The sequence below is a fragment of the Streptomyces sp. NPDC005752 genome, assembly GCF_040630715.1.
Taxonomy (GTDB): Bacteria; Actinomycetota; Actinomycetes; order Streptomycetales; family Streptomycetaceae; genus Streptomyces.
Genome location: NZ_JBEXYB010000004.1, coordinates 131,247 through 143,302, shown reverse-complemented (window position 1 = coordinate 143,302; position 12,056 = coordinate 131,247). Strand labels below are relative to the sequence as shown.

The window sequence follows — 12,056 nt, the reverse complement described above, 5'->3', positions numbered from 1 at the left end:
GGATGGCCTCCTGATGATGCAGTAAGGCCATCCTATCTTGGATTGATTCTAAAGTTGTGTCGGATCTTGACGAGGTTCGTCGCTCACGGCTGGCTGTAGCCGTCGAGGAAGTTCCCGATGCGCGTCACCGCGTCGGTCAGGTCCTTGGCCGGCGGCAGCGTGACCACCCGGAAGTGGTCGGGTTCCGGCCAGTTGAAGCCGGTGCCCTGCACCACCATGATCTTCTCGGCGCGCAGCAGGTCGAGGACCATCTGCCGGTCGTCCTTGATCTTGAAGACCTTGGGATCGAGCCTCGGGAAGAGGTACAGCGCGCCCTTCGGCTTCACGCAGGTCACCCCGGGGATCTGCGTCAGCAGGTCGTACGCCACGTCCCGCTGCTCGAGGATCCGCCCGCCCGGCAGCACCAGCTCGTTGATCGACTGCCGTCCGCCGAGCGCGGTGGCCACCGCGTGCTGCGCGGGCATGTTGGCGCACAGGCGCATGTTGGCCAGGATGGTCAGGCCCTCGATGTACGAGGAGGCGTGCGCCTTGGGGCCGCAGACCGCCATCCAGCCCGAGCGGTATCCCGCGATCCGGTAGTTCTTGGAGAGCCCGTTGAAGGTGAGCACCATCAGGTCGGGGGCGATCGCGGCGGTCGGGGTGTGCGTGGCGCCGTCGTACAGGATCCGGTCGTAGATCTCGTCGGAGCAGACGACCAGGTCGTGGCGCCGGGCGATGTCCGTCAGCCCGCGCAGCATCTCGTCGTCGTAGACCGCGCCGGTCGGGTTGTTCGGGTTGATGATCACGAGCGCCTTGGTGCGGTCCGTGATCTTCCGCTCGATGTCGGCGAGGTCGGGCATCCAGTCGGCCTGCTCGTCGCAGCGGTAGTGCACGGCCGTGCCGCCGGCCAGTGAGACCGATGCCGTCCACAGCGGATAGTCCGGTGCGGGTACGAGCACCTCGTCGCCGTCGTCGAGCAGCGCCTGCATCGACATCTGGATCAGCTCGGAGACGCCGTTGCCCAGGTAGACGTCCTCGACGTCGAGGTCGATCCCCTTGGTCTGGTAGTGCTGCATCACCGCGCGGCGCGCGGACAGCAGACCCTTCGCGTCGCCGTAGCCGTGCGCGCCCGAGAGGTTGCGCAGGATGTCCTCGAGGATCTCCGGCGGGCACTCGAAGCCGAAGGCCGCGGGGTTGCCCGTGTTGAGCTTGAGGATGCGATGACCCGCGGCTTCGAGCCGCATCGCTTCCTCGAGCACGGGGCCGCGGATTTCGTAACAGACGCCGGAGAGCTTCGTGGACTGGATGACCTGCATGTCAGCGAGCTTACGACCGCGTTTCGAGCGGTGCTCCCGGTTCGCGCGCCGGTTGCTCCCTCCGGGGGCGTACGGCGGCGCGCCGGGTCTTCCATCGGCATGCCGCCCCGGCCGTGAACCGTGGGAACGGCCGGTCGGGGCGGCGCCGCGGCTTGGAATGCGGGCGTGAGGCACGGGACCGGGTGAGATGCGCCACGCGGGGGCGCGGGCCCGGCCCGTACGCGCCCCGGCGGCTCCTGACCCCCGCCGCCCCCGCGCGGCACGCGGGTGGGGCCTACGCACTGGTCAGTCCGGCAGGACGGTCCCCTCGGGGAGGTGGACGCCGAAGTCCTCGGCCAGCACCCGCAGCACCTCGGCGGAGTCGGCCAGCTCCCGCTCCGCGACCGTGCCGTCGTCGGCGGTCTCCACCAGCGTCCGCCCGGACAGGGCCCGGTGAAGCCCCGGCAGGGTGCGCTGGGCGTACAGCGCCTGCCGGAACGGCGAGCGTGGGTTCGTCGCGATGTGCCAGTTGATGACCTCGTAGTCGGGGGCCTCGAAGGGTTCCAGGGTGAACTCGTACTGCGGCTCCCAGTAGCCCCCCTTCTCCGTCTGCAGCTCCCACATCTCCAGCGGTCCGTCGTGCGGGGCGTGCACCAGCCGGTGGTGGCGCGGGGTGTCGAGCAGCTCGGCGTCCACCACCAGCGGGATCGGCTCCAGCAGCGCGCCGTGCGAGCCGAAGCCGACATCGGCCAGCCAGGAGTCGGGCTCCCCCTCCATGTCCACCTGCATCAGCATGTGCGTGCGGGGCCGGACGTCACCGGGCGCGGCGCCCACCACCACCCGCGCGGTCAGCAGCGTGACCCGGAATCCGAGCTGCGTCAGGACGGCGGCCAGGAGGGTGTTGTGCTCGTAGCAGTACCCGCCGCGCTCACCGCGGACGAGCTTCTTCTCCAGGTCCGGGAGCGCGAGGGACGGGGCGCTGCCGAGGAGGGGCTCCAGATTCTCGAACGGGATGCCCAGCATGTGGGCGCGGTGCACGGACCGCAGCACCTCCACGGTGGGGCGGCGCTCCCCGGACCAGCCGATGCGGGCGAAGTAGGCGTCGAGGTCGAGTGTCATGCCCCGACACTACGCAGACGGGCCCCGCGGAGCCGAGCCCGTCCCTGCCCCACCCCACTCCGCGCGGCGGGGGCGTGGGGGCGGGAGAACGTCCTGCGGGACACAGCGGCGGGGGCGGCGTCCGGCTGAGTGTCCGGCAGCCCGCCCTCGGTTCACATGTACCCGCCCACCACCGGCGGGCCGACCACGGCACGTCGGCCCCGGTGCCGGCCGGCGGGCTCCCCGGCCGCCCGTGACCGGGAGTGCGGAGAGGGCCCGTACGGCCTCGCGGACGGCGTGGGCGGTGTGCCGAATCGCCCGGCGGCTTGAATTGGCCCCTTGTCGGACTGATCGCCGTGCGACAGCATGCGCATGTCAAAAACCGGTAGAACTCCGGTGACAGACGCATCTGGAGGGGACCTCCCACATGAACAAGCCTCTCGTCGGCGCACTTCTTTCCGTCCTGCTCCTCGGGGCGGGCGTCGCACCCGCGGCCGCGGCCACGAGCCCGGACACGGCCGAAGTCCGCGCCAAGGCGGTCACCTTCGCCGGCACGGTCGCCCTCAGCAACTGCTCCGGCTCCGTCGTCCGGGCGCCCTCGTCGCAGCCGGGGGACCCCGCGCTCGTCATGTCCAACGGGCATTGCCTGGAGACCGGCTTCCCGGGCCCGGGCCAGGTCGTGCTCAACAAGGCGTCGACCCGCAGCTTCACTCTGCTGAACGCCGCGGGCAGCGGGGTCGGCACCCTGCGGGCGTCCAAGATCGCCTACGGGACGATGACGGACACCGACGTCTCGTTGTACCAACTGACGCGCACCTACGCCCAGATCGAGAGTTCCTACGGCATCAAGGCCCTCGAGCTCGACACCGCGCGCCCGGCGCAGGGCAGGGCGATCACCGTCGCCTCCGGGTACTGGAAGCGCACCTACAGCTGCGCCGTGGACGGCTTCGCCTACCGTCTCAAGGAGGGGGCATGGACCTGGAAGGACTCGGTCCGCTACACCTCCGCCTGCCAGACCATCGGCGGTACGTCGGGGTCCCCGGTGATCGACAACGCGACCGGCAAGGTCGTCGCCGTCAACAACACCGGTAACGAGGACGGTCAACAGTGCACGGACAACAACCCGTGCGAGGTGGCCGCGGACGGCACGGTGACCGTCCGTAAGGGCATCAACTACGCCCAGCAGACGTACAACATGGTGCCGTGCATCGGCACCGGCAACCAGATCGACCTGAACCGGGCCGGTTGCGCCCTGCCCAAGCCGTAACCGCGGGGCCGCCCCCGAAGCCCTGCAGGATCCTGCCCGGCGGTTGGCAGGAGACTGCCTCGTGCGGCCCCCCGGCACGGGCCTTCCGGCTGCCAGACTGGCGGCTGTTCACCCGTGACGCCCCAGCTGTACGGGGACTGGGGTGCCGGGCGGGTTGGGGGAAACATGATGCGTGTGATCTACGGCGGTATCGGTGGAACCATCGCGGGAGCGGCTCTCCTGGTGCTCACGCTGGCGGGGGCGTCCTGGTCGGACACCGGGCACGACGGGCGGACGGGCGTCACGGAGCCAGGCGTGCGCCCGCTGGCCGGCGCCGTGGAGTACCCGCCGAAGGACCCCTGCCGCGACCCGATCAACGGCTGGCAGGGAGGACCTGCCTGCACCAACGGCTGACCGGCCCGGTGCGGAGAATCGAGGCCGTCGGCTTCCCGGCACGACGGGGGAGCCGACGGCCGCTGTCTCAGACCCAGCCGCGTTCGCGGGCGAGCAGCGCCGCGTGGGCTCGGTTCTCCGCACCGAGCAGCTGCATCAGGTCCGAGATGTGACGGCGGTAGGTGCGCAGGGCGACGCCCGCCTCGCGTGCGCCGATCTCGTCCTTGCCGACCGTGCACATCAGGCGCAGCACCTTCCCCTGGGTCTCGGTGGGTCCCGGTTCGGGCGTGCTTTCGCCACGCCGGCCGAGCAGGGCCGTGAGGTCGTCCGCCCCCGCCCAGAGCCGTTCGAAGTTGTTGACCACGGTGGTCACGATTCCCTCCTCCGCCGAACACAGAGCCCCTTTGGACGTGTTGCCGGGGTCGAGGGGCACCAGCGCGGTGCGACGGTCGTAGACGAGCATGAGTTCGTCCAGGGCGTCCAGGACCCTGATCTGCGCGCCCGCGGCGGTCAGTTCCAGGAGGTAGGAACGGGTGGGCCCGTCCTTGAGGGCAGTGCGCCGGATGAGGCTGCGGCAGCTGACACCGCGGCGTAGGCAGCGCATGTCCAGTGGCCGGGAGTTCTCGATGTTCTCGGGCGTGAGCGCGTCGTACGGTTCGGCGGCGAGCACTTCGTCCCTGGCGAAGAACGCCAGCTCGTCGAGGCGTGTGCGGATCGCCTCCAGGCCGGTGATGCGTTCGACGCGCCTGTGGTCCTCATCCACCGGCCCGGGAATCTCCCGGCCCAGAGAGTCCACCAGGGGGCGCAGATGGGTCAGCGAGCGGATGTCGTCGTAGAGCTCTTCCAGCCGCTGTTCCGCGAGACGCGCCACCACGAGCTCGGGCTCGCAGGCCCGGGCCACCCCGTCGGCCTCCTGGATGATCCTCAGTTCCCGCAGCCTCTGTATGGACCGGCGGGTCGCCCCGGCCTCGTGGCGGAGGAGGACGTGGATGTCCTCCACCCCGATGCCCGGATTGCGGAGCAGATGCCGGTAGACGTCTTCCTCGATGTGTGACAGCCCGAGTACGAGCATTTCGTGCTCAGCCAATGGGGACACTCCGTGGTGAACCGGTCGGCTCGGCGGGGCCGAGTGACCTCCGGGTTTTCGACGGAGTGTAGAAGTGGCGCGACAGCCGGTAAAGCAGTCCCTGGCATCGGCGTGGCGATGGCGAAAAGCCGCGAACAGCACTGGAAAACAGCGGCGTTGATGTCCTGTGACGCACCTCGGCCCGCCGGGGAACGAGGCCGGCGGGCCGAGGTGGTTCAGGTGGGCGGGAGCGGTGTGCTCCCGCCCACGGGAGCGGTCAGACCGCCCACTTGCCGCAGGCGGAGGCGCTGGACCACGCGTGGCCGCTGATGCTGTTGTTCGCCGAGGCGCCGTTGGTGAAGGAGTCGTCGGAGAGGTTGGAGGCCCAGCCCTCGGACCGGCTGAGGCAGATCTGCCCGCCGGTGCCGCCGGTGCCGCTGTAGAACTTGACCTCGTAGTTGTTGCCGTTGTTCAGGATCGAGGACGCCTTGTTGTTGTCCCCGCCCTGGAAGCTCAGCGCGGAGTCCCCCCAGTTCGAGTCGTCGCCGGAGGCGTGGCCGAGGTGGCCGTTGCAGTTGGTGCCGTCGTACGCGTACATGTAGCCGGACAGTGCACCGGCCATGGCGTCGGAGCAGTCCGCCGCCTGGGCGGAGGTGGCGGGAACCAGGGCGCCGAGGGATGCCACGGCGACGGTCGTCAGAACGGCGAAAGCCTTGCGCATGAGGTGGTGCTCCTTCATGTGTCGTTTTCCGAACGAATCCGCGACTGCTCTGCCGCGGAAATCTGATGGGCGCTGTCGCCCGGGCGGGCCGGACTCACCGGCCGTCGGGTTCACGGGCATGGGCGAGCGCGGTCAGGCGCATGCGCTGATAGGTGGTGTTCTCTTTTTCGTATTCCTTCAGCAACACGGACAGGTGTTCACGCTCAAGGGCGCGCGCCGTTTTTCCGAGAGAAGATTCCACCGCGCACCCGGCGTCGGACACCGCCAATTCGGTCTCGTAGGTCCGGGCCTCTCCAGAACTCATTCCCTCGGTGCGTGCGATCCGCTTCTCGCGGAGCTGTTCCGGCGAGGAGAAGGGCAGGCCGGCCTTCTTCATGCAGGAAGACCAGGCGGCGACCGCTTTTCTCAGCCTCTCGTCCGCGAGGATGTCGGGTACATAGAGCGGTGAAAGTCCCGTGACGGTCTTCTTCGCCTTGAACCAGGTCTCGAGATCTCCGTAGAGCCGGTTCCTGGCCTCGGCCCAACAGCCCTCCCGGGGGGTCTCCATCGTTCCGCCGGCCGGCAGATCCACGCGCAGCACATCGTCGTAGTCGCCGTTGAGAGAGGTGTTGTAGCGGATGCGGTCCTTCCGCGGGAGGCCGTTGGGGTACCTGACGTTGGGGTGCTCCCGGCGGTCCTTCTCGGCCGCCTCGTCGAAGGGCCGGCCGTAGCCGTACTTCTTCGCCCACGCGATGTCGTCGTTCACGTAGCGGCCCGCTCTGCGGGCGTCGGCGCTCGCCACCGGCCCCATCCAGTACGTGAATCCCTTGTCCTCCATGCACTTCTTGACAAGCGCGTACTCGGCGTACTCGATTTCCATCTCCTCGGGGACGGTCAGGTCCCGGAGTTCGCTGTCCGCGATCACGACCGCTTGGCTGTTCCGCCACTTCTCCGTGTCCGTCGTTCCGTTTCCTTCGCCGCAACCTGCCACGGTGCAGGCGGCTGCCGCGACGGCAACGGTGATGCAGGCCTTCCGCCTCATGTGAGCGCGCCCCCTACGGCTGGTGCGGCGTCCGAGCCGCGTTCAATTGCCCTGCAAGTATCTCGGCCGTGAGAATGCGAACACAGGCTTTTCGGTCCTGCCTCAAAAGCGCTGGGAAACCGGGGGAACACTGATGCTTCGCATACATTTCACCGCCGCGGATCTGACCAGAGTCCGGGTGGCGGCATCACCCGACCCGCTGTGGGAGGTCTGTATGAGCCTCCACCGCCTGCGCAGCCGTCAGGGCCGCCGGCCCTACGCGCCCTGGTACCGGGCCGCCCGGGCGCGGCTGCACGAGGGTGGTCTCGCGGGTCCGGTGCGGAGTCTGCTGCTGCCGTTGGTCCCGCAGACCGGCTACTTCCCCGACTTCCTCACCCCCGCAGAGTCGGCCGAAGGCATCGACGCCGGGCTGAAGGGGATCCTGGCGACATCTCCGGAACGGGTGCTGGGCGAGGTGCGACGGCTGTCCGGCGCCGGTGGCGGCCCCTCATGGGGCGCCCGCCTCGCCGAGGGAGATGCCCGGAGCCGTCTGGCGCGGACGATCCGTGCGTACCACGACGCGGTCGTCGCCCCGCACGGCGACGAGATCCAGGCCCAGTTCGAGGCCGAACGGGCTGTACGCGCGCGGACGTTGCTCGACGGTGGACTCGACGGTCTGCTGCGAAGCCCGGGCAGCGGGGCGGAATGGAAGCCGCCCGTGCTGACGGTCGGCTACCCGGTGGACCGTGATCTGTACCTGGAGGGCCGGGGGCTCCGGCTGATTCCCTCGTACTTCTGCCGGGGGAACCCCGTGGCCCTGGCGGACCCGCGGCTGGAGCCGGTGCTGGTGTACGCGCTGGGGCACGCATACGAATCGCCTCGCCGGCCGCCTTCCACGGACCGGGGCCGGGGCGAACCGCTTTCGGCCCTCATCGGGCGTACACGCGCTGCCGTCCTGTCCGCCGCCGCGTCCGGGACAGGTGCCACGACAGGTGAACTCGCCCTGGCGACGGGCGTTTCCGCCTCCTCCGCCAGCCAGCACGCCACCGCCCTGCGCAACGCGGGGCTGCTGGTCAGTCGCCGCCACGCCATGTCGGTCCTGCATACGCTGACCCCGCTGGGCTCCACGATGCTGGCGGCCGGTCTGCCCGCGGGCCGGCCCCGTGTCCCTGCGGGACGTGCTCCCCTCCCGACGGGCCCGGGTCAGGCCACGGTGTCCGCGTCCGGGGCGACGTAACTCCCGAATCGGGCCCACCCCTGCGCACATGCCTGCGCGACCAGGTGCAGCGGCTCCCGCGAGTGCCCCGCCGTCGCCCCGGCGATCGTCTCGGCCTGTTCGGTGAACGCCAACGTCGCGGAGGCGAGACGCAGCAGGGCGCGGCCCTGGCTGCTGTACCTGAGGGACGGGTCCCTCACCAAGCGGTTCAGCTGATGCCTGATCAGCGACGGGCAGACGATTCCGGGGGCGTCGGCCGACGGTGCGGGCGCAGCCCCCGGGGACTGCGCCGGGGACGCCGTACCGCCCTCCTCGGCCAGTCGGCGCCGCACGTCCAGTGCCGTGCCGACGGAGATGCCGGCCTGACGCGCGACCGTACGCAGACTCGCCTCCGGCTGCCGCCGCATGATCTCCGTCGCGATCCGCCGCCCTGCCTCCGCCGAGAGGGGGCGGCGCCGCCCGTCGCGGCCGGTCCGCATGTCCAACTGCTGCTCGTCACCGGTTGGACGCCGGCGCAGAGCCGCGACCGTGCGGGGCGCCACCCCGCACACCGACGCTATCCACCGGTCCGACCGGTGCGGATGCGAGGTCGGGATGCGTGTGGCGGCCGTCGAGCGCTCGACTCCGGCCAGGGGCAGGCTCTGGCCGCGGTTGAGTCGCACGGCCGCCACGAAGGCGTCCTCGTCGGAGCCGTCGAACCAGCGCACCGGGAGCAGCTCCGTGCCGTTCAACCGGGCGGCGGCGAGACGGTGCCTCCCGTCCAGGATCCGCATCGTCGACCGCTGGACCAGGAGGGGCGGCAGGTCGTCGAGATGCTCCGCGAGGAGCTGGACGTGTGAGAGGTCCAGCCCCCGCAGCCGTGGCGAGTCCCCCACACCGAGGGCGGTCACCGGAACCATGTCGGCTCCGTCGGTCTGTGCCATCGAGGTCTCCTGTGAACCGTGCGCGGTACTGATCCCGACGGAACAACGATTCCACCTCGCGCGACCTGCGATCCGCAGCCGTGGCGGCATCTTCCGGCGCTGCCCTGGCAGGATCCGGCCGCACCCGGCCCCTGCGCTCAGCCCGTGCCACGCACCGCCCGGCCCGCCAGCGTGGAGGTCCGCCTGCCGTCCTCGATGACGAAGCGGCCGTCGATCAGGACGTGCGGGATGCCCACCGGGAGCGTGCGCGGCTCCTCGAACGTCGATCCGGCCGCCACCGTGGCCGGGTCGAAGAGGACAAGGTCCGCGCGGTACCCCTCGCGGACCTGCCCGCGGTCCGGGAGGCGCAGGCGGGCGGCCGGGCGGGAGGTGAGGTGGGCGACACACTCCTCCAGCGGGAGGATGCCCAGCTCCCGCACGTACCGGCCGAGGTACTGGGGGAACGTGCCGTACGCGCGGGGGTGCGGCTTGTCGCCCTGGAGGATGCCGTCGCTGCCGCCGGTGTGCACCCGGTGGCGCATGATCTGCCGGACGTTCTCCTCGTGACCGACGTGCTGGAGGATCGTCGTGCCCAGCCGGTCCTCGACGAGCACCCGACGGGCCGTCACCCAGGGCTCCTCACCGCGCAGCGCGGCGGACACGGCCACCGTGCGGCCGACGTATCCGGACAGGTCCGGGTTGCCGACGCCGGAGATCTCGATCCTGTCCCACTCGATCGGGACGCCGTGGCAGCCGTCGGAGCCGAGGACCTCCACGTGATGACGGATCCGCTCCGCCGTCGCGTCGTCCGCGAGCCGGGTCAGGATCGACTCCGGCCCGCCCTCGCTCGACCAGCTCGGCAGCATCGCCACGAGGGTCGTGCAGCCGGGGGTGTACGGATAGGTGTCGAGGGAGATGTCCGCGCCGGCCGCGAGGGCGTCGTCCAGGAGGGAGAGCAGTTCCGGGGCCTTGCCCTTGTTCACGCCGAAGTTCATCGTGGCGTGGGCGAGGTGGAGGGCGCAGCCCGCGTCGCGGGTGAGCCGCACCATCTCCTCGTACGCCTGGAGGGCTCCGGCGCCGTACGAGCGGTGATGGGGGCAGTAGTAGCCGTCGTGCGCCGCCACCACCCGGCACAGCTCGGTGAGTTCGGCGTCCTTCGCGTACATCCCCGGCGTGTAGGTCAGTCCCGAGGACATGCCGACCGCGCCCTCGGCCATGCCCTGGGCGACGAGCTCCTTCATGTGCTCCAGCTCGGCGGCGGTGGCGGGACGGTCGTCCCAGCCCACCGCGAGCATGCGGACCGTGCCCTGCGGGATGAGGTAGGCGGCGTTGACGGCGATGCCCTGGCCGCCGAAGTTCCGGTCGAGGCGGTCCAGGTACCCGCCGACGGTGCGCCAGTCGAAGTCGATGTCACTGCCGTCGCCGTTCCAGCCGGCGATGGAGCGGCGGACCTCGGCGAGTGTGCGGTCGTCGGCCGGGGCGTACGACAGGCCGTCCTGGCCGAGGACCTCCAGGGTGACGCCCTGGGCGGCCTTCGCGCTGTGGTCGGGGTCGCGCAGCAGGGCCAGGTCGCTGTGCGCGTGCATGTCGATGAAGCCCGGGGAGAGCGCGAGGCCGTCGGCGTCCAGGGTGCGGGGGGCGGTGGGGCGGGGCCCGTCGCCCTCGCGCCGGATCTCGGAGATCCGGCCGTCCGTGATGCCCACGTCGGCGCGGTAGGAGGGGGCGCCGGTGCCGTCGACGACGCGGGCGTCGCGGATGACCAGGTCCATGAGATGTGGCCTTTCGGGGTGGGGTGCGGCTCCGCCGGGATCAGAAGAAGGTGCGGATGTAGTCGGTGACGGTGCCGTCCGCCTCCACCAGCGGGATGAGCTGCCACTTGTCGAACGAGGTGCAGGGATGCGAGAGGCCCATGCCGATCCAGTCGCCGACCTCCAGTTCGGCGCCCGGCTCCGTGCGCACCCAGCCGTGCTGGTCGGACAGCCCGCTGACGGTGATGCCGGTGGCCGGCCGCACCGAGCCGTCGCGCGCGGAGCGGACGACCTGCGCCTCGGGGAGGTCCAGGTCGTAGGCCGCGTCGCGCTTGCCCGCGTTGACGAAGGCCTGCTCGGGGGTGGGGCGGGAGACGACCTGCGCCCAGAGCCGGAAGGCGGGCTGCAGCGTGCCCTCCTCGGGGATCCGGTTGAAGGGGGTGAGATGGCGGTAGTGGCCGTCGTCGTGGCTTACGTACGCGCCGGAGCGCAGCAGCCTGAGGACGGGCCGGCTCAGCTCGGGGACGTCGGCGAAGACGTCGGCGACGGCGTCGAACCACGCGCTGCCGCCCGCGCTGACCAGGATCTCCTCGCCGTCGGTGAGTGCGCTGAAGCGGCCGGCCGCGTCGAAGTCCGCTGCCAGTGCGACGAGTCGGCGCAGCCACTCCCGTACGCGCTCGGGGGAGGCGTCCGGCACCTCGCCCTCGTAACCGGCGACGCCCACCAGGCGCAGGGTGGGCGCGGCGGCCACCGCGTCGGCGACCGCCGCGCAGTCGGCCTCCGTACGGGCACCGGTGCGGGCGCCCTCACCGGCGCCGAGCTCCACCACGACGTCGACCGGGCGCACGGCACCGGCATCCCGCAGTGCCTCGTCCATCAGCTCCACGCCGCGTACGGAGTCCACGTAACAGGCGAAGACGAAGTCCGGGTCGGTGTCCAGCTCGCCGGCCAGCCAGCGCAGCGCCACCGCGTCGACGAGCTCGTTGGCCAGGAAGATCCGCCGGATTCCGTAGGCGCGGTACACGCGGGCCTGGTGGGGGACGGCGGCGGTGATGCCCCACGCGCCGTACTCCAGCTGTCGCTCGAAGAGCTGCGGGGACATCGACGTCTTGCCGTGCGGCGCGAAAGCCAGGCCGTGCCGCTCCGCGTACGTCTCGAGCAGGGCGAGGTTGGCCTCGACCGACTCTGCGGACAGGGCCAGCACGGGGGTGGTGAAGCCGCCCGTGAAGAGGTTGCGGCGCTCGGCCGCGAGGGCGCCGACGGTCGTCCCTTCCGCGTCGGGTGGCAGCGCCTTGAAGCGGTGGTCGACCACTTCACCGGCGAGTGCCGTCACGGGCTGTTCGGCGGACTGCTGGGCGGCCAAGGGATCCTCCTCGGAGACGTCATCGTTGC

Annotated in this window: 11 protein-coding genes; 3 read left to right on the top strand and 8 right to left on the bottom strand. The window is 70.8% G+C overall.

The window, feature by feature from the left end:
• Positions 1–83: 83 nt before the first annotated feature.
• Positions 84–1,295: a pyridoxal phosphate-dependent aminotransferase gene (locus ABZ441_RS05100; protein ID WP_358968523.1), complete on the bottom strand. Its 1,212-nt coding sequence runs from the start codon at positions 1,293–1,295 to the stop codon at positions 84–86.
• A 285-nt stretch (positions 1,296–1,580) separates the two neighbouring features.
• Positions 1,581–2,393: an arylamine N-acetyltransferase gene (locus tag ABZ441_RS05095; RefSeq protein WP_358968520.1), complete on the bottom strand. Its 813-nt coding sequence runs from the start codon at positions 2,391–2,393 to the stop codon at positions 1,581–1,583.
• Between the two features lie 406 nt (positions 2,394–2,799).
• Here ABZ441_RS05095 and ABZ441_RS05090 point away from each other — a divergent pair, with 406 nt between their 5' ends.
• Together ABZ441_RS05090 and ABZ441_RS05085 are read left to right on the top strand one after the other, a co-directional pair.
• Positions 2,800–3,639 carry a serine protease gene (locus ABZ441_RS05090; RefSeq protein WP_358968517.1) on the top strand — a complete coding sequence of 280 codons (840 nt, stop codon included), beginning with the start codon at positions 2,800–2,802 and terminating at the stop codon, positions 3,637–3,639.
• Positions 3,640–3,804: 165 nt separating this feature from the next.
• Positions 3,805–4,032 (top strand): hypothetical protein, encoded by a 228-nt coding sequence (locus ABZ441_RS05085; RefSeq protein WP_358968514.1) that lies wholly within the window; start codon positions 3,805–3,807, stop codon positions 4,030–4,032.
• 67 nt (positions 4,033–4,099) lie between these two features.
• On the opposite strand, the gene ABZ441_RS05080 is transcribed toward ABZ441_RS05085, so the two are convergent.
• The 3 genes from ABZ441_RS05080 to ABZ441_RS05070 form a co-directional block, all read right to left on the bottom strand.
• Entirely contained in the window at positions 4,100–5,098 is a 999-nt protein-coding gene (locus ABZ441_RS05080; RefSeq protein ID WP_358968511.1) for a helix-turn-helix transcriptional regulator, read from the bottom strand.
• Positions 5,099–5,354: 256 nt separating this feature from the next.
• The gene (locus ABZ441_RS05075; RefSeq protein WP_358968509.1) at positions 5,355–5,798 is read right to left on the bottom strand and encodes a peptidase inhibitor family I36 protein; all 444 of its coding nucleotides are present in this window, start codon (positions 5,796–5,798) and stop codon (positions 5,355–5,357) included.
• Between the two features lie 94 nt (positions 5,799–5,892).
• Positions 5,893–6,819 carry a hypothetical protein gene (locus ABZ441_RS05070; RefSeq protein WP_358968506.1) on the bottom strand — a complete coding sequence of 309 codons (927 nt, stop codon included), beginning with the start codon at positions 6,817–6,819 and terminating at the stop codon, positions 5,893–5,895.
• A gap of 214 nt (positions 6,820–7,033) precedes the next feature.
• Here ABZ441_RS05070 and ABZ441_RS05065 point away from each other — a divergent pair, with 214 nt between their 5' ends.
• Positions 7,034–8,035 (top strand): helix-turn-helix transcriptional regulator, encoded by a 1,002-nt coding sequence (locus ABZ441_RS05065; RefSeq protein ID WP_358968504.1) that lies wholly within the window; start codon positions 7,034–7,036, stop codon positions 8,033–8,035.
• Here ABZ441_RS05065 and ABZ441_RS05060 read toward each other — a convergent pair.
• The 3 genes from ABZ441_RS05060 to ABZ441_RS05050 all read right to left on the bottom strand — a co-directional run bounded on the left by ABZ441_RS05060 (position 8,002) and on the right by ABZ441_RS05050 (position 12,027).
• Positions 8,002–8,937, bottom strand: coding sequence for a ParB/RepB/Spo0J family partition protein (locus ABZ441_RS05060; RefSeq protein ID WP_358968502.1), 936 nt, complete (start codon positions 8,935–8,937; stop codon positions 8,002–8,004). The two genes, ABZ441_RS05065 and ABZ441_RS05060, sit on opposite strands and share 34 nt — an antisense overlap.
• Before the next feature lie 137 nt (positions 8,938–9,074).
• Positions 9,075–10,685: a D-aminoacylase gene (locus ABZ441_RS05055; protein WP_358968499.1), complete on the bottom strand. Its 1,611-nt coding sequence runs from the start codon at positions 10,683–10,685 to the stop codon at positions 9,075–9,077.
• 40 nt (positions 10,686–10,725) lie between these two features.
• Positions 10,726–12,027: an alanine racemase gene (locus ABZ441_RS05050; protein WP_358968496.1), complete on the bottom strand. Its 1,302-nt coding sequence runs from the start codon at positions 12,025–12,027 to the stop codon at positions 10,726–10,728.
• Positions 12,028–12,056 lie beyond the last annotated feature (29 nt).